The sequence below is a fragment of the Desulfoluna sp. CYM3A genome, assembly GCF_056829965.1.
This window is the reverse complement of record NZ_CP186556.1, coordinates 3,540,443-3,562,112: the sequence shown is the minus strand read 5'-3', so window position 1 is coordinate 3,562,112 and position 21,670 is coordinate 3,540,443. Positions and strand designations below refer to the sequence as shown.

Sequence of the window (21,670 nt, the reverse complement as noted above, 5' to 3'; positions counted from 1 at the left end):
GGCTCCTGACAGAAAAGAGGAATTGTTATGCGTATTCGTTTATCTGTATTTTTGTTTTTTTTACTTTTGTTTATCGGCACGGCCGGAGCGGAAGAACCGCTCTCTCTGGAAAACCTGACCGTCACGGCGGAAAAACAGGAAGAGGATCTCCAGAAGGTCCCGGTGAGCGTCACGGCTTTAACCGGTATGGAGATTGAAGACAGGCGTATTCACTCCATATCGGATGTGGCGGATTTTACACCCAACTTTATAAACTTCGACACCGGAATCGTGGGTCTTTCGACCCCTTCTATCCGAGGGATACATCAGGAGTCCAGTGGAACGTCTCCTGTGGGGCTCTTTGTGGACGGTGTTCCCATTCTTACGGCCACGGGGTTCAATGACCAGCTATTGGATATCGAACGGGTTGAGGTGCTCCGCGGGCCCCAGGGGACACTCTACGGGGGAGGCACCGAAGCCGGTGCCATCAACGTCATTACCCGCCAGCCGGACAATGAGGTTAGAGGAAAGGCAAGCCTCGAGGCGGGGGAGGACGACAAGCTGAGGCTCACGGCGAGCCTGAGCAGCCCGATAAAAAAAGACGTGCTCGCTTTCAGCTTGTCCGCCCTTCACTACGAAAAGGACGGCTACATCAAAAACACCAACACCGGGAAGATGGGCAACAACCGGGACTACGATTACGGCAAGGCCATTCTTCGGTGGACGCCGAGTTCTACTCTGGATATTTCGCTGATTGCCAGCGGGCTCAAGCATGACGACGGAGCACAGGGCCTGGCACTGGGACCGGAAAGTATCAACATGTTAGGGCTGGCCCCTAAGGAACGTGAGGTTGATTCCGACCTCCAGGGATGGAACAAGAGCGAGTCCAACATGCAGGCCCTGAAGGTGGCCTGGGATATGAGTGAACATTGCAAGATTGAGTCCGTCACAACCCGGAGGCGGTATCGCAGCCACTACCAGAACGACTGGGACTTTACCCCCTATGCCGTCATGCATAAGGAGATGGACAATACCCTGCGAAATGTATCCGAAGAGCTGAAGTTTTCCTGGCAAGGCGAGGGGGCCAGCGTGGTGACCGGCGTGTACGCCGACATGGATGACAACGATTTCACCGATATCAATTTGGTGGACGGTAAGGTGGAGGAAAATCACAACACCTCGGGCAAAGGCCTGGGGCTGTTTGTTCACGGCGAAAAATCACTCACGGACAAGCTTTCCGTGGTGACCGGCGTGCGTTACGACTGGGCCGAAGGAGAGTTCGACGACTCAATACGGTCCCGTGAAATCGATGAATCCTGGTCCGAGATCTCCCCGAAGCTCAGCTTCAAGTACGCGGCAACCCCTGAGATGATGGTGTATGCCGGGGCGTCCAAGGGGTATCGAAAAGGCGGGTTCAACGACCATGCAGGCGCTACGGACCCTGAAACCTACGATGAAGAGTCCCTTATTTCCTATGAGATCGGCACGAAGAATCAATGGCTGGGAAACCGGCTCAGGGTGAACGCATCAGTGTATTACATGGATATCAGCGACATGCAGGTGCGTGTTGATTCTGGCGGTCCTGGGGAAAACTATACAGAGAACGCGGCCGAGGCCTACTCCACAGGTGCCGAGGTGGAGGTCACCGGGCGGGTGACCTCCGGCCTGACCCTGTCCGGCACCTTTGGCTACAACCGCACCGCCTTCAAAGACTACAGCGATGCGGAAGGTGATTACGACGGCAACAAGAACCCCTACGCCCCCGATTACACTTACAGCCTTAATGGATTGTACCGTCACCCCGTCGGTATCTTCACCAACCTGTCTTATGTGGGCACAGGGGAAATGTACCTGGACAAGAAGAACGTCTACAAACGCGATGCCTACGGCGTGGTTAACGCCAAGGTAGGCTACGAAACGGATCACCTGGATATCTATGTCTACGCCGACAACCTGTTTGACGAGGAGTACAACGCCATCGGGTATTTTGGCGGGTTCTACAATGTGTACAGTCCCCCGCGGGAAGTGGGCGTCAAAGTGGCCTGCAGGTTCTGATCGGCTTTCGACAGGGCCGTCGGAAGCGTTTTTTGATTTGAACCGTTAAACCTGAATTTTTTTTCTGGGGTTTCATGCCGATGGTGTGTGGAGCCCCGATGGAGGAGGCCTCACGTGGATAAAACCATGGCCGCCCGAATGGAGCGTGCCTGTATCAACAATGCGTACCTGGTGCACAGGGGGCGGAAAAAAATGTTTATCGTGGCCGCTGTTCCCGTGTTGTGCCTGATGGTCCTTTTTTCTGTGGCCTCGGGATGTATGTCCCTCTCCCCCGGCGATGTGTTCCGGAGCCTGTCCGGGGTGTTGGCGGCTGGGGCCGGGGGCGTCTCTTCCCAGGTTGACCTCATCGTCTGGCAACTGAGGCTTCCCCGTATTTTTATGGGGCTGTTGGCGGGGATGGCACTGGGGGGCTCCGGTGCCGTGATGCAGGTGGTGCTGAGGAACCCCCTGGCCGATCCGTACATGCTGGGCATTGCATCGGCTGCAGGGTTCGGCGCTTCCCTGGCCCTTATCTTTGGGGTCGGGGTCCTCAGGGGGCCTTACATGGTTATCGGCAACGCTTTTCTTTTTGCCCTCATGGCTTCCGGTCTCATCATGGTGTTGTCCGGCGGCGGTTCGGCCACCCCGGAATCCATGGTGCTCACCGGCTTGGCCCTTCTCTTCTTTTTCCAGGCACTGACCACCATCGTTCAGTACTTCGGAGATTCCGACGCGGTCAAGGCCGCTGTGTTCTGGAGTGTGGGAAACCTTGGTCGGTCGGATTGGGGGAAGTTGACCGTGCTTTTTCCTCTGGTGTGCACCGGGCTGGTGCTGCTCTTCTGGCGAAGCAGGGATCTCAATATCATGAATGCCGGGGACGATGCTGCCATGAGCCTGGGGGTTCCGGTGGCGTTTACCCGGGCTTTCTCCATGGTGGTCTGTTCCCTGCTTGTGGCCGGGGTGGTGAGTTTTACCGGGACCATCGGGTTTGTCGGGCTCGTGGCCCCCCATATGGTGCGTCTTGTCATCGGAAGCGATGTCCGGTTTCTTGTTCCGGCGTCTGCCCTGGTGGCTATCTTCTGACTGGCATCTGATACCTGGCTCGGGCTGCCCTGTCACCGGTGATCCTGCCTGTGGGTGCGGTGACGGCTTTTCTCGGGGTGCCGCTTTTGATCTTTCTGATTCGCAGGGAGCGGGGAGGGACAACATGAAGATAGAGATAGAAAACCTCTCGTTTTCCTATGGACGGCGGAAGGTGCTCAATGGGGTGGATATGGTGGCGCAACCGTCGCAGGTCACCTGTGTGGTGGGGCCCAACGGAAGCGGAAAGAGCACCCTTGTAAAATGCATCGAGGCCCTTGTGACCCCTTCGGGAGGGACGGTCCTTTTGGGCGGTCGTGACCCACGGAACATGACGCGAAGCGACATTGCGCGGCGCATCGGGTATGTGCCCCAGCGGTTCCACCTGGCATTTCCCATGTCGGTGTTTGATCTGGTTCTCATGGGGCGAAGGCCCCATGTTTCATGGAAAAGCAGCGCAAAAGATATGGATATTGTCATTGATACCCTGGTTCAGATGGGGCTTGAAGAGGTTGCCATGAGGCCTTTTCAACGATTGTCCGGAGGACAGCAACAGCGGGTCATGGTGGCCAGAGCCCTTGCCCAGCAACCTGAGTGCATGCTCCTGGACGAACCCACGTCGGCCCTTGATATCGCCCACCAGCTGGACCTGATGGATACGGTGTCTTTTTATGCTCGGGAAAAGGGGCTTTCGGTCTTCATGGTGATGCATGATTTGAACCTTGCCGCCAGGTATGCCGACTCCATTGCGATGATGAAGGGGGGGCGGGTTTACGTCCAGGGCGAACCTGAACGCGTATTGACACGGAAAAATCTGTCGGCAGTGTATGGGGTGAGTGCGCTGGTCGGTAAAGAAAAAGGAAGGGTTACCGTTGTTCCTGTGGCAAGGGACTTAAATCCGTCTTAGCCGGGATATTTCACGAGCCGAGTGCACCCCTATTCAAGGCATCAAGACATTGGCTCGGCCTGGGCGGTTTTTTCAACAATCCGGGTTAAGCTCTGTTTGGGCCGTCATGACAACAAGGCCCCCTGTGATCTTTCAGGGGGCCTTTTTTGCATGTTGATAGCAGAGCATTGGCGGTTTGGATGCTCCGTGGCGATGTATTTGTACCCCGAAACGGGGAGATCTTCCCTTTGAGTTGACAAGTAATTACGCTGAGCCTAAATAATTTGGCCATCTACTATTTTATATTGCCCCGCTAAATTTTGTCTGGGGTTGTGTGTGCAGCTCGGCTGGGGCCCTCAGATTCACTCGTCATTATTTGGGAGAAATGGTTATGAACGCTAAAAACCGGGCGGGATTCGGCAGGCTCTTGGCCATTGCCGGCCAGAAAAAGTGGCACCTGATCGTATCCGTCCTGCTGGCGGGTCTCAGCTCGCTGTGTGCGATGGTTCCATACATCACCATTTATTTAAGCATCATCAAGCTGCTGGACCCCACCTTCGGTCCTCAGGACTATCCGTATGTCACCCGTCTGGCATTGTGGGCGGTGGCCGGGGTGTTGGGGCGTTTTTTTCTTTTGCTCGCTTCCACCATGTTTTCCCACGTGGCGGCGTTCAATATCCTCTACGGATTGCGTGCAGCCCTTGCGCGCCATTTGGGAACGCTTCACATGGGCTATTTCAGCGAGACACGCAGTGGTGAGATCAAAAAAATACTCATGGAAGACGTGGAGGAGATTGAGCAGTTCATCGCCCATCATGTGCCCGACCTGGCCAGCGGGGTTGTACTTCCTGTTGTCACTGTGGCCTGTCTTTTTGCCGTAGACTGGCGAATGGCCTTGGTGGCACTGATCCCCTTGCCCCTGGCCCTGTGCCTTCAGTACTTCGCCTTTGGGAGCGGAGACCGGGATGAGCTGATGAAAAACTACCACGATTCCCTGGAAGCCATGAACGGGAACATGGTCGAGTATGTTCGGGGCATGCCGGTTGTGAAGGTGTTCAACCAGAGTGTGAACTCCTTTTCAAGGCTGAAGGCGTCTGTGTATGCGTACCGGGATTTCGTGAACCTGTGGACGGAAAAGGCTGCGCCACCCTGGGCTGCGTTTACTGTTATCACCACCTCGTCTCTCTTTTTTATCCTGCCGGCCGGCATCTGGTTTTATATGAAGGGGAGCCTCTCTCTTTCCGCACTGCTCCTTTTTTTGATGCTGGGGTCGGGGTACATGTTGCCCCTATTAAAGGTGGCCCTCATGGGTGGCACCATGAGTCGCATCGTGGAGGGGGTCTCGCGGCTGGATGCGATTCTTAAACAACCCGGAATTAAAGACGCTGCAACACCTGTGTTACCGGAACGGCATTCCATTGAGTTTCGGAATGTCTCTTTCGGATACGACGAGCGACTGGTGCTCCGGAATACGTCATTTTTTGTTGAAGAGGGGTCGGTCACAGCGTTGGTGGGTGCCAGCGGGGCCGGGAAAAGTACCATCGCCCAGCTCCTCTTGCGCATGTGGGACGTGCAGGGGGGAGAGATTCTAGTGGGAGGTGTCGATATACGTGAGATTCCCCATGAGCGCCTGATGAATCTTTTTGGGTTCGTGTTCCAGGATGCGTTCATGTTCAGCGATACGGTCTATGAAAATATCCGCATGGGCATGGAAGGCGTGACGGAAGATGAGGTGTTAAAGGCTGCGGAAGCGGCCCAGTGCATGGACTTTATCAATGCGCTTCCCCAAGGCCTGTATACCCGCATCGGGGAGGGCGGAGAGGTTCACCTCAGCGGCGGGGAGAGACAGCGGCTTTCACTGGCCCGTATTTTCTTGAAAAATGCCCCCATCGTCATTCTGGACGAGGCCACAGCCTATGCTGATGCGGAAAATGAATCGAAGATCCAGGCTGCATTTTCCGAGGTCATGACAGGTCGGACCGTGATTGTCATTGCGCACCGCCTTTCCACCATCACAGATGCGGATACCATCTTGGTCATCGATGACGGCGGTGTGGCCGAGAGAGGCCCCCACGAAACCCTGGTGGAACAAGGGGGGCTGTACCGTGGCATGTGGGATGCCCACACAGCGGCTAAATACTGGAGCTTTTCTATTAATGGAGGTGAGTCATGTTGAAGTCCCTTAAGGTCATTGCGGGGAACATGCGTCCTATTTATGCGGCTACGTGGATAAATACCCTTCACATGATGCTGAACGGTGCGCCATACGGTTTTCTTTTTGTCGTGCTCATGGAGCTGTTGAAACCTCGGGCCGAGATTAACTTTGCTCGTATCGCCTGGTTGTTCGGAATAATGGCGGTGATTCTCGTTTTCAATATACGTCTTGCCATGAAGGCCCACACCAAATCATATATGACGAGCTATACCCTTGCTGCCGAGGCACGCCTGAGGCTTGGCGATCACTTGAGAAAGCTCTCCATGGGTTTTTTTAAAAAAAGGGACCCCGGCGACATCACTGCCCTTCTCCTTCAGGACATGGCGAAGGTAGAGCAGGTCTTCAGCCACCTTTTTGTCGATGCCCTGGCTTGTCTCATCATTCCGGGGATCATGGCGCTGGTTTTTTTTGTTGCCGATGCCAGGATGGCATCCTTTATGGTGGCGGCGGTGATCCTGGCGGTCCCGGCCTTGATAGCGGGACAGAAAATCATCGCCTGGTTTGGGCGGGAACATATCCTTACCCGCAACCGTGTCAGCTCTCGCCTGTTGGAGTACCTCCAAGGCATCAAGGTCTTAAAGGCCTTCAACCTTACCGGCTCAAGATTCCATCGCCTTGACGACGTGCTTGCGAAATTCAAATCCGACAGCATCAGGTTGGAGGCTGCGGCAGCAGGCCCGGTTATGGTTTTTCTGACCGTCCTGGAACTTGGATTTGTCGGTCTTTTGCTTTTAGGGGATGGTTTCGTGCATGGGAGCATCACCATCCCCATTTTGATGATATTTCTCGTCATGGGGTATAAATTTTTTGAGCCCTTGAGTAACTTCGGGCTGTTTGTCTCGGAGATGCGTTACATGAGTCTTGCCGCATCTCGGGTTACCGACGTTTTGGACACTCCCCCCCTTCCCGAACCGGTCTCAGGGAAGGTTCCGGACAACCATGACATCGCTTTTTCCAACGTGAGCTTCGGTTACGATGGCACCGAGGTGCTTTCGGGCATCCATGCCACCTTTCCAGAACAGAGCATCACGGCCCTGGTGGGACCTTCCGGGGGCGGAAAAACCACGATGACGAGCCTTGTCTCCCGTTTCTGGGATGTTGACTCCGGCTGCGTCTCCATCGGCGGCGTGGATGTCAGGGAGATGAAAACCGACGACCTCCACAACATGATCAGCATGGTTTTTCAGGATGTCTACCTCTTTCAGGATACGATTTTCAATAATATTCGTGTGGGCAAAAAGGACGCTACCCGGGAAGAGGTTATGGCCGCTGCCAAGGTGGCCCGGTGCCATGAATTCATTGAGCGGCTTGAGGATGGATACGACTCCATGGTGGGAGAGGACACTGTCTCTCCGGGGGGAAAGACGAAGATATCCATCGCTCGGGCGATCTTAAAGGATGCACCCATTGTTCTTCTGGATGAAGCCACCGCGTCCCTTGACCCGGAAAATGAGATGCACCTGCAACAGGCCATTGGCGATCTTGTCAAGTCAAAGACCCTTGTTGTGATCGCTCATCGCCTGAGCACCATTGTGCATGCCGATCAGATTCTTGTCCTCGACAAAGGACGGATCATCGAGCAGGGGACCCATGACGACCTTCTGGATGGGGACGGCCTGTATGCGACGCTCTGGAATGAGCAGCAGCAGACCAAAGGGTGGAAGTTTGGGGCCAAGAGGCGGCTTGGGCTGGCAGGCTGACGGTGGCGTTTCGGGTAGCCCACGAGGCGAGTTCGATCCTGCTCAAGCCATGGGCGCTCCCGGTTGCCTGGCCTTCTTCCAAGCGTTCGGTAAGGTGACTGCTTTCGCCTCGCCGGGTCGAAACATTTACCCGCAAACGGTGGGTTGCCGTTTGGTTTTCATGAGCTAACCGGGCCAAGCGCTCTGCCACGGGGGGGGGGAGATAGGATGGAGCATGCCTTCCGTTTTTCGAGGTATTCCGGGAGCTGTTAGACTTCAGCCTGTCCGCCCTCCCGGCTTATTTCTTCACCGTGTTGAAACGGTTATATCTGTTTCAGGTTGAAGCGTTTTGAGTCAAAGAGGGAGATGTCGGAAGTAGGACTGCCTCTAAAAATTAGTATCCCCAAAAATAACTTGACATGCCATTCGGTGTTTGAATAGCATGCGTGGAAGTGAAAGATTATATCTTCTCGTTTCTTGTAAAGGAATGTTCCATGATTGCCCCAAAGCTTAATGTAGATTTTAGAGAAACTGGCAACATGCTGTTTACTTCTTACATTCCTCAGATTATTCGGCTGGCTGTGGATCTTGGGGTGTTTGATGCTCTTGCCGATGGGCCCATGGACGTGGAGGGACTTTTCGTTGCATTGGGAACCGATGAAGAGATGACCATGGCCCTTCTGGGTGTTCTCAATGAAAGTGGCTATTTAATCAAGGAAAAGTCGGGATACGCCTTGACCCCTGTTTCGCAAACTTTTTTTGTCTCCTCTTCTTCGGCCTTCCAGGGGCGGGTGCTGACGTCCATGGGACATGTTTCCAATCTTTTGGGAAAAGCTGAAAAGATCATGACCCAGGGAGCCCCTCCCCGGGATGAGAAGAGCTGGGCCAATGCTGAGATGGTGGAGACCATGCTCCAGAGTGGAAGGGGGGGAAGCATCCAAAGCGCTGTGACGTTTATTGCCTCTTTACCCGAATTTTCCTCTATGCGGAGGATGTGCGATATTGCGGGGAGTTACGGTTATTATTCCATGGGAATCCTGGACCGCAACCCGCTTCTTTCAGCCGTTGTGTGTGACCTGCCGGAGGTAGCGGCGTTGGCTGCCCCATATATTGCCACCGAGGGGTACGGGGATCGGATTGAGGCGAGGGGGGTCGATCTTGAGGCCGGTGGTGATTTCGGGACGGGATATGACCTGGTGTTTGTCTCCAACTATCTCTATTCGTGGAGCCTGGATAACCGCCTCGTCGATTTTCTGAAACGGGTTCGTGCTGCGTTGAACCCGGGCGGTGTGATTGTTTCCCGTCACATGTCCTTGGAAGTCAAAGGAGAAGCTCTTAAGGGCCAGCTGGTTATGGAGTACATGTCGCGTTTGGGGGGGTACCCCACCCATGTGATCTCAGAGAAATGCCTCACCGAGGCACTCTCCAAGGCAGGCTTTTTTGATTTTGCCATCACTGGGCCGGAGTCCGAGTCGTATGACAACACGTTGACGATCGCTGCACGTGTGGCAGTATCTTAAAAAAGAGAATCGCGATGAGTCGGGACATTCAGCAGGAGACCACAGACAACGTTCAAACTTTTTTTTCCAGTGACTATCGAAAGACCTCCGAGACCGAGCCCTATGGAGAAGGCGTCAGCTCCCTATCGGGTCTGCCGGAAGATACCTCTTTCTATAAAGTGATCCCCATTCGCCAGGGACTTACCGTCACGGTGGGCCGGTTTTGCGGGAGCTGGCGCATGGTGATGGACTTTGAAATTGCCGGTGCTCCCATTGAGTTTGATTACTGGCTTAGCGGTTCAGGGCAATGCGATATCGTGGGGTTGGGGCCTTCCCCATCGGTGTTCTGGAATGAGGGCAAAACCATGTCCGCGCGCTACGCCCCTGACATTTCGGGGCGGTGTACTTCTGTCTGTACGTCCGAGATGTGCATTGTGGGGCTTCAGGTCGATCCCATTCTTTTTCATGCACTGGTGGGGGATGCCGTTGCGGACTTTCCGGATCGCTTCAGGCTCACCTCAGAAGGAGAGATCAAAGACAAGTTTGTCTTGAAAGAGACTCTCTCTCCGTCCATTCAGTTGGCTTGCCACCAGCTTCTCACCTGCCCCTTTACCGGGGGGTGCCGGGATCTTTTTTTCGAAAGCAAGGCCTTAGAGCTTCTTTCACTTCAGACAAGCGCCCTTTCATCCTCCCCTTGCGGGTCAGAAAAGGGGCTTACCCGGCGGGATATCGATCGAATTCATGAAGCACGTGACTGTTTGGTCGCCGACTTGAAAGAGCCTCCCACCATCGCACTTTTGGCAAGGCAAACGGGCATCAACGAAACAAAGCTCAAAGCAAATTTTCGTACCGTGTACGGTACGACGATTTTTGACTACCTGAGGCGTTACAAGATGGAAGTGGCCCGGACGTGGCTGGAAGCGGGGGCGAAAAACGTCAGTGAAGCCGCCTACGATGTAGGTTACGCCAACGTCAGTCATTTTATCAGGGCCTATCGCACCATTTTCGGTGTCAACCCGGGGGTCTTTGTCAGACGGAATCGAGCGGTGCTGTAAGCTTGGGACTACCAAGCCCGTCCATGGCCTGATTTTAAATCATGCTCGTTTTTCTGCAGGCTTTTGGATATTCGGTTTTTCCTTTTTCTGCTTGGCAATTATTCAGATTTTCTCTCGGATGTTCCTTTTTTCCACGTATCATCCACCATTTGAATTAGGCCGAAGACCATCTTCCACGTTAGCACATCTCGGATGTTTCACGTCTTGGAAATCACGTTAAAAATCAAAAGGAGCTTCGTTGTGTCATCTATCGGGGCAAGGGCTCTGTAAATGGAGTGATAACGATTTATCATTGTAACAGAATTGTAGTATTTGGATGGGGACGTATGAGACATGATGAAATGTAGATGGGTTTTTTGTGCGGTTTTGTTCGCAGCTGTTCCACTCTTTGTTCTCCCGGGTCTATGTTACGCCGAAAAGGATGATGCGCATGGGCTTGAATCAATGACAGTCACGGCAGACAAGCGGGAGGAAAACATTCAAGACGTTCCGTCGGCAATTTCCGCCTTTTCGAAAATAGATCTGGACGATTCCGACATCGAGGACGTGGGGGATCTTGTAGGGTTTGTACCGAATATGTATTTCGGGTCTTCCATGCAGGGCTATAACGAGATCAATTTCAGGGGGATAAGCATCAGCCAGTTTACGGGGAAGAATCCCGTGGTCATTTTTATTGACGGTATTGCTCAGGATCATTACTCCAATTATGCGGTCGACATGACAAATGTGGAGAGAGTCGAGGTGCTTCGAGGCTCTCAGGGGACGTTGTACGGAAAAAACGCCATTGGCGGCGTCATAAACGTCATTTCCAAAAAGCCGGGTAATGAGTTTGAAGGCGAGGTGACGGCACAAGCCGCTGAATACGACTCGTATGGTATCAAGGGGTTCATGAATACTCCTCTCATCAAAGATAAGCTTTCGCTCTCACTTTCGGGAAGATACTATACCACGGACGGCTTCATGGAAAATGATCATCCCGATGGCGGCACGTTTGATGACGAGGAAGTCTTGAATTTGAGATCTCGTTTCAGGTGGCTTTTGACGGACCGGTTGGAGGCTAATCTTCATGCCGGAATGTCCCAAAGATGGGATGGCAGTGGTGTACAAAATGCCGCGAACGCGGGGGTGACTGAATACCATGCGTATAAAAATCCCCACGATAAATCGGAACCAAGTACCTCAAATGCCGCGTTGAATATTACCTATGAAGGTGATTCGTTCGATTTTACATCCATTGGGACCTATAGCTACGATAAAATGGATGCATGGATGGACCAGTGCTATGTCAGCAAGACGAAACCCGTCAGTCTGTGCAATTCTGATAATCGCATCTTTTCACAGGAGTTTCGCCTTCAATCACCGAGCAAGAATGAGGGTATTAAATGGCTTGGTGGTGTTTACTATTCGAGTGATATCCTCGACTATGAAAATAACGCGATGCTTTTTGATACCAAGGCCTGGTACGGCTATGACGTAAAATACAACTGGGCAGATGAAACACAAGAAGATACCGTGGCGGCCTTTACCCAGATGACATTTCCTCTTCCGGGCAGTCTCGCATTAACTGCGGGCCTGAGGTATGAAAGGGTCAACAAGTCCATGGATTATCGCTACGAGGTGACCCGAAACGATACAGGTGAGATTTTAGCGGCTGATCCCTTCAGCACGCCCGGGGCGCCAAAGCCGGCCCTTGTAACCTACACCATACAGGACAACTGGGATTCTCTTCTTCCAAAGGGGGTTCTCTCCTGGAAACCAACGGAGGATGCCATGGTCTATGCAAGTGTTACCAAGGGCTATCTTGCCGGTGGGTTCAACCTCTGTGAAAACATCAAAGAGCAGGCCAAATTCGAAGAGCAGTCTTCAATCGATTATGAACTTGGGGTGAAGACCTCATGGTTTCGCAACAAATTGGTTTGCAATGCCAATATTTTCTATATGGATATCAGCGATATGCATGTCTACTATGCGCCTGATCCCCTTACCTATATTACCTCCAATGCCGGTGAAGCTCACTCCCAGGGCGTTGAGCTCGAGCTCAATGCAAGGCCCGTCAAAGGGCTCGACATCATGGCTTCATTTGGCTTGGTCGATGCAGAATACGATCAATACACAAACACTGCCGGAATTGACTGCTCGGGCAAAAAGCTCGTTCGTACCCCAGACTACACCTTGAACCTGGCTGTTCAGTACAGGCATGCCACAGGGTTCTATACGAGAGTAGGCATGCAGGGCTATGGCGAGAATTATTTTGATGATGTCAACACCGTGAGTCAGGGCGCCTATGAAATATACAATGCTAAAATAGGGTACGAAGGCTCGATTGCAGATATCTATCTATACGGAACAAACTTATTTGATGAAGAGTATTTCAGTTTTGGTCGAACCAATTCAATCGGGCTCATGGCCAATGTCGGGCAACCGCAAACTTTTGGGGTCATGGCGACCGTCCGATTCTGAGGCGTAAAGCAGGCCGAAACACCCGTAAATGCCGCAGCGACTTACCTCTTATTTCACGTGGTAAATCATGGCGGCATTTTTTTGTTTTGGTGGTTGACGCTTGAGGTGCAGATTTTATTCGATGGCATCACAATTTTACACAGGCGATAACATAAGGGTGGACACTGTGGCACAGATAGTTTCTCAGAGATTCAATAATTATTCGCATGTACGATTCCTGTGATATTCTTCGAGAATCCGGGGCGTTTCAATGCTGGTGGCATGGCTTGCGGCATGTGGTAACTGGTTTGATTTTTGCCGAAAAATGTTGGGTTTCTAAAATAAGTTTGGAAACCCAAAAAAAGTATTGACACCCATCGCGAAAGGGACTATTCCTAACTGGGGTCAAAAAAGTAATAACCAACATAGCGAAGTAAGTCTGCCATAGAGCGACAACACACTTCTTTCTATTATTGTCTGTGGATATCTTTATTTTCTTCACCATGTGAGGGGCCGTCAACGTCCTTTCTGTCCAGGGGTGAACAAATGCCGTGCGTGCATTTATTTGAGATATCCTCCTTCCTTAAAAGAACGACAATCCTGAAAAATAATCTGACTCAACGTTGCCACCCGTATGGCGGTGTACGGTAGTTTCCCTGAAGTTTTCAGCCTTCGCCCATAAGGTGCGGGCCACCGAAAAGGGGGAGGTCGCGTTGGGCTCCTGATTGATTCCAGAGCCGTTTGTCTCCCTTGAACAGTGGGAGAAGGGATAAATTATCGTATCACCTGCCATGTTTTTCCTGTCCAAGAGAAAAAGCGGTTTTTTGCGGACATGTCCGCAATAATGACTAAAGTCCAATAGATCATTGGCACTGACGCTAAGATTTATTTCATGCTGTGACACATTGATTAAAATGGAGAACGAGATGAACACCCCTCCTGCAATGATCCAATCCGTTTCTGAGTGGTTGCATAATCAGGTAGCGCTAAAGAGTGATCGAGAAATCAATGAAATTGATATTCATGCATCATTTTCATCTATTGGACTAAAAACGAGAGACTTGTTGACCCTTGTGGAGGAGCTCGGGGACTGGTCAGGTTTAAAGCTTGCCCCCACACTCGGTTTTGACTACCCGACTATTGATGCATTGGCACATTACATTACCAAGACGCCGAAACCCAGTACAACCGCGACATCAAGCAAAGGTTCCGTGGAATCCTATGAGGAGACGCTGCCTGACCCGAGTCGTTACGTCGCTGGCTCTTCCCGTGAGCCCATTGCCGTTGTCGGTATAGGTTGCCGGTTTCCCGGGGGCTGCAATACTCCTGAGGCCTATTGGGAATTTCTCGAAAACGCAGGGGATGCCATTTCTGAAGTGCCTGCCGACAGGTGGGATATTGATTCCTTTTATGACCCGGATCCGCTGCTCCCTGGAAAAATGAATACCCGGTGGGGCGGTTTTCTCGATCATGTTGACCAGTTTGAACCCTCCTTTTTCGGCATTTCCCCAAGGGAAGCCAAGGGAATCGATCCCCAACAGCGCCTTGTCATGGAGGTCGGTTGGGAAGCATTGGAAGATGCCGGTGAAATACCGGCTCAGCTCAAAGGAAGCGCAACCGGCGTCTTTATTGGTATCAGTGGCAGCGACTACGGTAAACGCCTGTTCAAGGACCCTGCAAGACTTGATCTGTACAGCGGGACAGGGAATTCCACGTCCATCGCAGCCAATCGCCTGTCATACTATCTTGGACTGCGCGGGCCCAGTATGGCTGTTGACACGGCCTGCTCATCGTCCCTTGTTGCCATTCATCTTGCATGCCAAAGCCTCAGTAACTCGGATTGCAACCTGGCGCTGGCGGGGGGGGTGAACCTTATCCTCTCGCCTGAAATGACGATTATTTTTTCAAAATCAAGGCTCATGGCCCCTGACGGACGATGCAAAACATTTGATTCGTCTGCAAATGGATATGTTCGCTCTGAGGGGTGCGGTATCGTCGCATTGAAAAGATACTCTGATGCCGTGAAAGACGGCAACCAAATCTACGGGCTGATACGGTCTACGCACATTAATCATGACGGGGAAAGCAACGGGCTTACCGTACCCAACGGATTTGCCCAGGAACTGTTGATCAGAGACAACCTGAGCAAGGCAGGGGTGGCGCCATCGCAAGTAAGTTATGCCGAAACCCATGGAACAGGCACAGTGATCGGCGATCCTATCGAGGTGAACTCCCTTGGTTCTATTTTTCGGGAAAACCGGTCCTCAACGAGCCCTCTTGTCATCGGATCCGTAAAAACAAACATAGGCCACTTAGAGCAAGCCGCAGGGGTCGCTGGGCTCATAAAGGTCCTTTTGTGCCTCAAGCACGAGAAAATTCCGCCTCATCTTCACTTTAACACGATCAATCCATTGATTGCCCTTGATGAGATTCCGGCGGTCATTCCACTGCAAACGCTTCCATGGGCGGGACACGAGAAGCGAATTGCAACGGTCAGTGGGTTCAGTTTTGGCGGAGTCAATGCCCATGCTGTGATTGAAGAAGCACCGGTGGACGATGTCGTGAACGATGAATGCCAACGCACCTCCCATGTGTTGACGGTCTCGGCCAGAGACGAAAATGCCCTTCGGGAAATGGCTGCCCAATACCAAACATACCTCACGTCCCACCCTGAGACCGATGCCGGCAGTTTTTGCTACACGGCCAACGCCTGTCGTTCGGATTTTCCATGGCGGCTGGCAATTCCCGGGAGGAACCCAAAAGATCTGGAAAACGGCCTGACAGCGTTTTTGACGAAAACGTATTACCCCGGGATGCATGCCGGAGAAGGCAAGTCCGGTGAAAAACCGGTGTTTTTATATACCGGCCAGGGCTCTCAATATGTGGGAATGGGCCGTGAATTGTACAGGTCACAGCCGGTATTTCGTAAAGAGATGGACCGGTGCAATGAAATCCTTGAAGCAACGTATCAGATCCCTCTTCTTTATGGACAACAGGATGAGGCACTGCTGAATCAGACCGCAAACACCCAGCCCCTCCTGTTTAGCCTGGAATATTCAATGACCCGTATGTACCAAGCGTGGGGCGTTGAGCCGTCGGTTGTCATGGGACATAGTGTCGGAGAGTATGTGGCAGCATGTATTGCCGGGGTTTTCAGCCTGGAAGATGGGTTGAGGCTCATTGCCACGCGAGGCAAATTAATTCAGAGCTTGCCCTTGAACGGCAAAATGGCCGTTCTTTTCACAGGCGACAGCCATGCCGAATCCGCCATGTCTTCTTTTCAGGGCAAATTGTCCATTGCCGCTCTCAATGGACCTGAAAACACGGTGATCTCCGGTGACGGGGACGCCGTTGACAAGGTCGTCGATCTTTTATCCTCCGAAGGCATTCAATGTGTCGGCCTCCCTGTTTCCCATGCCTTTCACTCTGCACTCATGGATCCTATTCTGGATGCGTTTAGACACGTGGCAGAAGACATTTCGTACGCCCCTCCGAAAATCCCATATGTTTCCAATGTCACCGGGCAGGTAATCAAAGACGACGAGGTCTGTTCTGCAGAGTACTGGTGTCGCCACATTCGTTCAACGGTTCGGTTTGAATCAGGCATTCGGGCGATTTACGAGGAAGGGCACCGCTTGTACCTTGAGATAGGCCCCAATCCTGTTTTGACGGGCATGGCCAGCTCGTTTCTCCCCAAAGATGAGGTGTTGTTTGCTTCATCCCTCAAAAAAGGAGGCGAGGATTGGCCGTCTGTGATGGAGGGGCTTGGGGGGCTTTATACCCGGGGGGCCTCTGTGAACTGGGGCAACCTGCAATACCGGGCTCATCACAAACCGGTGCTCTCCATCCCAACGTATCCGTTTCAGCGTCAGAGGTGTTGGTACAAAGAGGATGGGCAAGCCCCTTCCGCCTTCCACGCCTTCGAAGCCAACGCCTCTGAGTTTCATCCTTCAAAGGGAACGCGGCTGCCCATTTGCCTGGATCAGGCTATTTATCATTATGCATGCAATACAAAATCCTATTTTTTAAATGATCACCGGGTCTACAACCACGCTGTGATGTCGGGTTCAACCATGGCATCCATGGTCCTGTTTATTATGGAAGAACGGTTTGGACGTGGCACGTATCATCTGGAAAACATGTTTGTGCGCGAAGCCCTTTATGTCCCGGAGGAGGAGACGGTCAGTGTGCAGGTGGTATTTACCGATGGCGGAGACCGTTCGGGATCATTCAAACTGCTCAGCGCTGTTTCGGACGGGAACCGCTCCGACGTCCGCTGGAAACTGCACATGGAAGGTGAGGTTGTCTGCACACAGGCTGTTGAAGACCTCTCCACGTCAGAGTTCGTGTTCTCTCCTGACACGATAAAGAAACGATGTCATCAGCAACTCTCCGGAGAGAGCCTTTATGGAGAAATCCGGGCCGGAGGGCTTCAACTGGCAAACCATTTCACATGGCTTGAACACATCTGGAGAAGAGACGGCGAGGCTTTGGCTGAAATGCGGTTGCCCGGTCCCGGGGAGGGGTATGAGAAAGGCCATCTTCCTCCGGGGTTGATCGACTCGTGTACCCAGCTTCTTTTTGCCTGCTTTGGGCTGAACGCTGACTCGGCATATATGTTCCTGGGGTTCGACAGGTTTACCTACTACGGATATCCGTCGGGAAGGCTTTATTGTCACATGGAGCTTCAATCGGATGTGTCGGAAACAGATCTGATTGTTGGAAACTATCGGCTATGGAGTGAAAACAACGAACTGATCGCCGAGGCTGAGGGCGTTCATCTGAAGCAGGCTCCCCGTGAAGCGCTATTATCCGGCTTTGAAAAACCAGAAAAAGCCCCGTTTTTTACCATGGCATGGCAACCTTCAGATCAAAAAAGGACCCGGAAAAATACCCTGAGCATCGATCCCGGCAAATGGTTGATTGTTGCCGATTGCCATGACACCGGCGTCTCCCTGTGCGAGGCGTTTGAAACTGAGGGGCTTCAGCCCCGCCTTGTCTGCCGGGAAACCGGGGCCACAGAGGCTCAACGGGCTGCTTTATCCCTGGGATGGACTCAACCCGATGAACTTGAACAGCTACTCACAGAGCTCCTTCGTCAGGAAACCTTTTCCGGGATCGTGAATATATGCGGCATCAGCAGTCCCATGCCGGATACCTTTCTCCACGGCACATCTGATGGTATCGCGAGTATCGGATGCCATACCACCCTTGCCCTTGTCCGGGCCCTTGCCAGTTCCTCACATGGAAATTCCCCGAAATTATGGTTGGTCACCGGCGGTGTTCAACGGGTCGGCCATGATCATCACCCGATAAATCCTGCGCAGTCTTCGGTATGGGGGGTAGGCAAAGTCATTGCGTTGGAGCATCCGGATTTTTTCGGGGGAATGGTGGATCTGTCACCGGAAAACGGGCAGTTCGAGTTCTCAGGGCTCATACAGGACCTGACGCACTCTGACGGGGAGACAATGGTTGCCCTCCGAGGAGACACACGGTACCTGGCACGGCTTCACCCCCTTGACGACAAGGATTCAGGCGTTACCCCGCATACCTTTTCCGGCGACGCAACCTATCTCATCACCGGGGGACTGGGGGGCCTTGGCATGGGGCTGGCGCAGTGGCTTTCGGCCAAAGGGGCCGGCCACCTTGTCCTCATGGGTCGGCATGCCCCTTCGGCCGAGGCAGAAAAGAGCATTCAGGCAATGGAGCGGAAGGGCACCCATATTTTTGTGGCGCAAGCAGATGTTGCCGATGGCGTTGCGTTGGAAAAGGTGTTCACCGATTTGACGGGAACCATGCCCCCTCTGAAGGGTGTTTTTCACTTGGCGGGTGTGCTTGATGACGGGATGTTGCATCAGCTTGAATGGGATCGCTTTGCGCCGGTAATGGCCCCAAAGGTGATGGGCGCCTGGAATCTTCATCTGCTTACGAAAAACATGCCGCTGGATCACTTTGTCCTTTTTTCTTCTGTGGCCTCGCTGCTTGGCTCCACAGGGCAGGGGAGCTACGCAGCTGGAAACCAGTTTATGGATACACTCGCGGAGTTAAGGCGCGGGGAGGGGCGTCCGGCCTTGAGCATCAACTGGGGACCGTGGTCCGGTTTTGGAATGGCGGCCTCTTTAGATGCAGCAGACATGGAGCGTTGGAAAAAGGGGGGAATGACACCACTGGCGATGGATCAGGGGTTTGGTTTTTTGGACACCCTTATTGGGGCGAACCACAGCCAGGTCGGTGCATTCAACGTCAACTGGCAGGCATACGTTCGTTACCACCTTAATAATACGGTTCCCCCTGTTTTGTCCCGCGTCGCGTCACAACCTGCCAATGAACCGGAAGACTCCCAATTATCAGGTGTTCTTGCTCTCGATCAGCTCAGAAATGCTGAACCCGAAGAGCAAAAATTGCTTGTTTCCGAGCAAATCGGCACTGACCTGAGGGACGTGATGTGGCTGGACAAAGGGACACGGTTTGACCCTGATGTATCTCTCTTGGAGATGGGCCTGGACTCTTTGATGGTCATCGAGCTCAGGAACCGCTTCAGGAAACATTTTTCGGTGGATATTTCCCTGAGAGAATTTTTGAAAAAACCCACAATCCGTAAAATCACCGACATGGTTCTGGCACGGCTTGTCGAATCAAATGCAGGTGAGCTGAACGATGTCGTTTATCCGGAAATCATCCACAAACCGGATGAGAGATTTGAGCCTTTCCCCTTAACGGACATCCAGCATGCCTACTGGATGGGAAGGAGCGGTGGGCTCAGCCTCGGGAACGTTTCCTGCCATGTCTACCCGGAGGTTGAGGTGGCTGACTTGGACATTGACCAACTCAATAAGGCCATCGCAAAACTTGTAAATCGCCACGAGATGTTGAGGGCGGTTGTGCATCCTGATGGCCGACAGCAAATACGCGAGCAGGTTCCGGCATATGACATGAAAATTCAGGATTTGAGGGGGGGCGATCCTGATGACGTACAGGCGAAACTTCAAGAGGTCAGGGATCAGATGTCTCACCAGGTTCGTCCTTCGGAGACGGGACCTTTGTTTGAAATCAGGGCCTCCCTTCTTGACGGAGGTATCACCCGCCTTCACATCAGCTTTGACCTTCTTATCGGCGACGGTTGGAGTTTCAATATTCTTATCAGTGAACTCTATGAGTTCTACCTAAACCCTGATGTGGATCTGCCCCCCCTGGAACTTACGTTTCGGGATTATGTTCTCGCTCAGGAGGCCACCAAAGAGACGGACCTGTATCATCAATCCATGGATTATTGGAAAAAGCGGCTTCCAGGGCTTCCTCCCGCTCCGGAACTTCCCCTTGCCACAAACCCCGATGATCTAAAAGACCAGCGGTTCATACGGCTGCAGTCACGGATGGAAAAAGAGAGGTGGAAACGGCTTAAGGACCATGCAGCCAAATCGGGATTAACAGCTTCCGGTATCCTTTTGTCCGCATTTTCAGAAATCTTGGCCGCCTGGAGCAAATCCCCTGATTTTACGATCAATCTCACCATGTTTAACCGGCTGCCACTTCATGAAAAGGTCAATGAGATTGTTGGGGACTTTACAACGCTGACCTTACTGGAGGTCAACAACGATAGCAGTCTTCCCTTTGAAACGCGGGCCCGCACTATTCAGGAAAGGCTGTGGGAAGACATGGAATACAGACATGTCTCCGGTGTGGAAGTGCTGCGGGAGATTGCCAGGCAACGGGGCGAAAGTTCGAGTGTCCATTACCCCGTTGTCTTTACAAGCGTGCTTCCATACAGCGGGCAAGCAGATGATTCCACGGCCATCAGCCTTCCGCCCGAGTTGCCCATCGATTTGGTGTACTGCATTTCCCAGACGCCGCAGGTCTGGCTGGACCATCAGATTTTTGAGCAGAACGGTGACCTGACATTTAATTGGGATGCGGTGGAAGGTCTTTTCCCGGACGGGATGTTGGAAGATATGTTTGGCGCTTACTGCAAGCTGATCAACCGATTGGCAGACGGCGATGATGCCTGGCACGAAACACATCTGCAGGTAATTCCCGAGACGCAAAAGTATATGCGTAAGACGGTAAACGCCACAGGTGCGGACCTGTCCGAAGAGCTGCTCCATACGCTGTTTCATCAACGGGCACTCCTGCAACCTCAAGACGATGCTGTGATTACGCCTGAACGGCGGATGAGCTACGAAGAAGTGGCGGGACGCTCCGAGGCGATCGCTCAGATTCTCCGCAGCGAAGGGGTGCTGCCCAATACCCTTGTTGCCGTTGTCATGGAGAAAGGCTGGGAGCAGGTGGTGGCTGTCCTCGGTACGCTCTATTCGGGTGCAGCATATCTGCCCGTTGATCCGTTTGTTCCAAAAGAAAGGCTTGGTCATATTCTGGATAGCGGGGACGTCCAATTTGTTCTTACCCAATCGTGGCTGGAAAACGACATTGACTGGCCGGAGGGCACGACGAGAATCTTTGTCGACCATGGCGGATGCTCGGATCGCCGGATGCCCCTTGTTCCGGTGCACGAAAGATGACCTTGCCTATGTCATTTATACGTCAGGTTCGACCGGGCTGCCCAAGGGCGTAATGATTGACCATAAGGGTGCAGTCAATACCATCCTCGATATCAACGATCGTTTTTCAATCGATGCCCAGGACAAAGTGCTTGCCCTTTCAGAGCTGAATTTCGACCTGTCCGTATACGATATATTCGGGACACTTGCCTCCGGTGGGGCACTTGTCATTCCGTCAGCACAGCGGAAGCATCGAAGTGGCACAATGGCCTCGAATTGATGAACGACAAAGGGCTACTGTCTGGAATT

At 52.6% G+C, this 21,670-nt stretch carries 11 protein-coding genes; 10 read left to right on the top strand and 1 reads right to left on the bottom strand.

All coding sequences use genetic code 11. The features are described 5' to 3' along the window. Positions 1 to 27: 27 nt before the first annotated feature. The 8 genes from ACOYW1_RS18145 to ACOYW1_RS18110 all read left to right on the top strand — a co-directional run bounded on the left by ACOYW1_RS18145 (position 28) and on the right by ACOYW1_RS18110 (position 12,887). The gene (locus ACOYW1_RS18145) at positions 28 to 2,034 is read left to right on the top strand and encodes a TonB-dependent receptor (protein ID WP_482419169.1); all 2,007 of its coding nucleotides are present in this window, start codon (positions 28 to 30) and stop codon (positions 2,032 to 2,034) included. A 114-nt stretch (positions 2,035 to 2,148) separates the two neighbouring features. After that, positions 2,149 to 3,096, top strand: a complete 948-nt coding sequence (locus tag ACOYW1_RS18140) for a FecCD family ABC transporter permease (protein WP_482419168.1) — start codon at positions 2,149 to 2,151, stop codon at positions 3,094 to 3,096. Between the two features lie 124 nt (positions 3,097 to 3,220). After that, positions 3,221 to 4,000, top strand: a complete 780-nt coding sequence (locus ACOYW1_RS18135; protein WP_482419167.1) for an ABC transporter ATP-binding protein — start codon at positions 3,221 to 3,223, stop codon at positions 3,998 to 4,000. 370 nt (positions 4,001 to 4,370) lie between these two features. Beyond that, a complete protein-coding gene (locus ACOYW1_RS18130; RefSeq protein ID WP_482419166.1) occupies positions 4,371 to 6,155 on the top strand; it encodes an ABC transporter ATP-binding protein in 1,785 nt (594 codons plus the stop codon). Then, positions 6,149 to 7,894, top strand: coding sequence for an ABC transporter ATP-binding protein (locus tag ACOYW1_RS18125; protein ID WP_482419165.1), 1,746 nt, complete (start codon positions 6,149 to 6,151; stop codon positions 7,892 to 7,894). The genes ACOYW1_RS18130 and ACOYW1_RS18125 overlap by 7 nt, the downstream gene beginning before the upstream one ends. A 425-nt stretch (positions 7,895 to 8,319) precedes the next feature. Next, a complete protein-coding gene (locus ACOYW1_RS18120) occupies positions 8,320 to 9,393 on the top strand; it encodes a methyltransferase family protein (RefSeq protein ID WP_482419164.1) in 1,074 nt (357 codons plus the stop codon). Between the two features lie 14 nt (positions 9,394 to 9,407). Further along, a complete protein-coding gene (locus tag ACOYW1_RS18115; RefSeq protein ID WP_482419163.1) occupies positions 9,408 to 10,427 on the top strand; it encodes a helix-turn-helix domain-containing protein in 1,020 nt (339 codons plus the stop codon). A gap of 333 nt (positions 10,428 to 10,760) precedes the next feature. Further along, positions 10,761 to 12,887: a TonB-dependent receptor gene (locus ACOYW1_RS18110; protein ID WP_482419162.1), complete on the top strand. Its 2,127-nt coding sequence runs from the start codon at positions 10,761 to 10,763 to the stop codon at positions 12,885 to 12,887. A gap of 562 nt (positions 12,888 to 13,449) precedes the next feature. Here the strand turns inward: ACOYW1_RS18110 and ACOYW1_RS18105 are convergent. Continuing rightward, a complete protein-coding gene (locus tag ACOYW1_RS18105) occupies positions 13,450 to 13,800 on the bottom strand; it encodes a hypothetical protein (RefSeq protein WP_482419161.1) in 351 nt (116 codons plus the stop codon). Here ACOYW1_RS18105 and ACOYW1_RS18100 point away from each other — a divergent pair. Beyond that, positions 13,793 to 21,382: an SDR family NAD(P)-dependent oxidoreductase gene (locus ACOYW1_RS18100; protein WP_482419160.1), complete on the top strand. Its 7,590-nt coding sequence runs from the start codon at positions 13,793 to 13,795 to the stop codon at positions 21,380 to 21,382. The two genes, ACOYW1_RS18105 and ACOYW1_RS18100, sit on opposite strands and share 8 nt — an antisense overlap. Beyond that, positions 21,360 to 21,641 carry an AMP-binding protein gene (locus ACOYW1_RS18095; RefSeq protein WP_482419159.1) on the top strand — a complete coding sequence of 94 codons (282 nt, stop codon included), beginning with the start codon at positions 21,360 to 21,362 and terminating at the stop codon, positions 21,639 to 21,641. The genes ACOYW1_RS18100 and ACOYW1_RS18095 overlap by 23 nt, the downstream gene beginning before the upstream one ends. Positions 21,642 to 21,670: the final 29 nt, after the last annotated feature.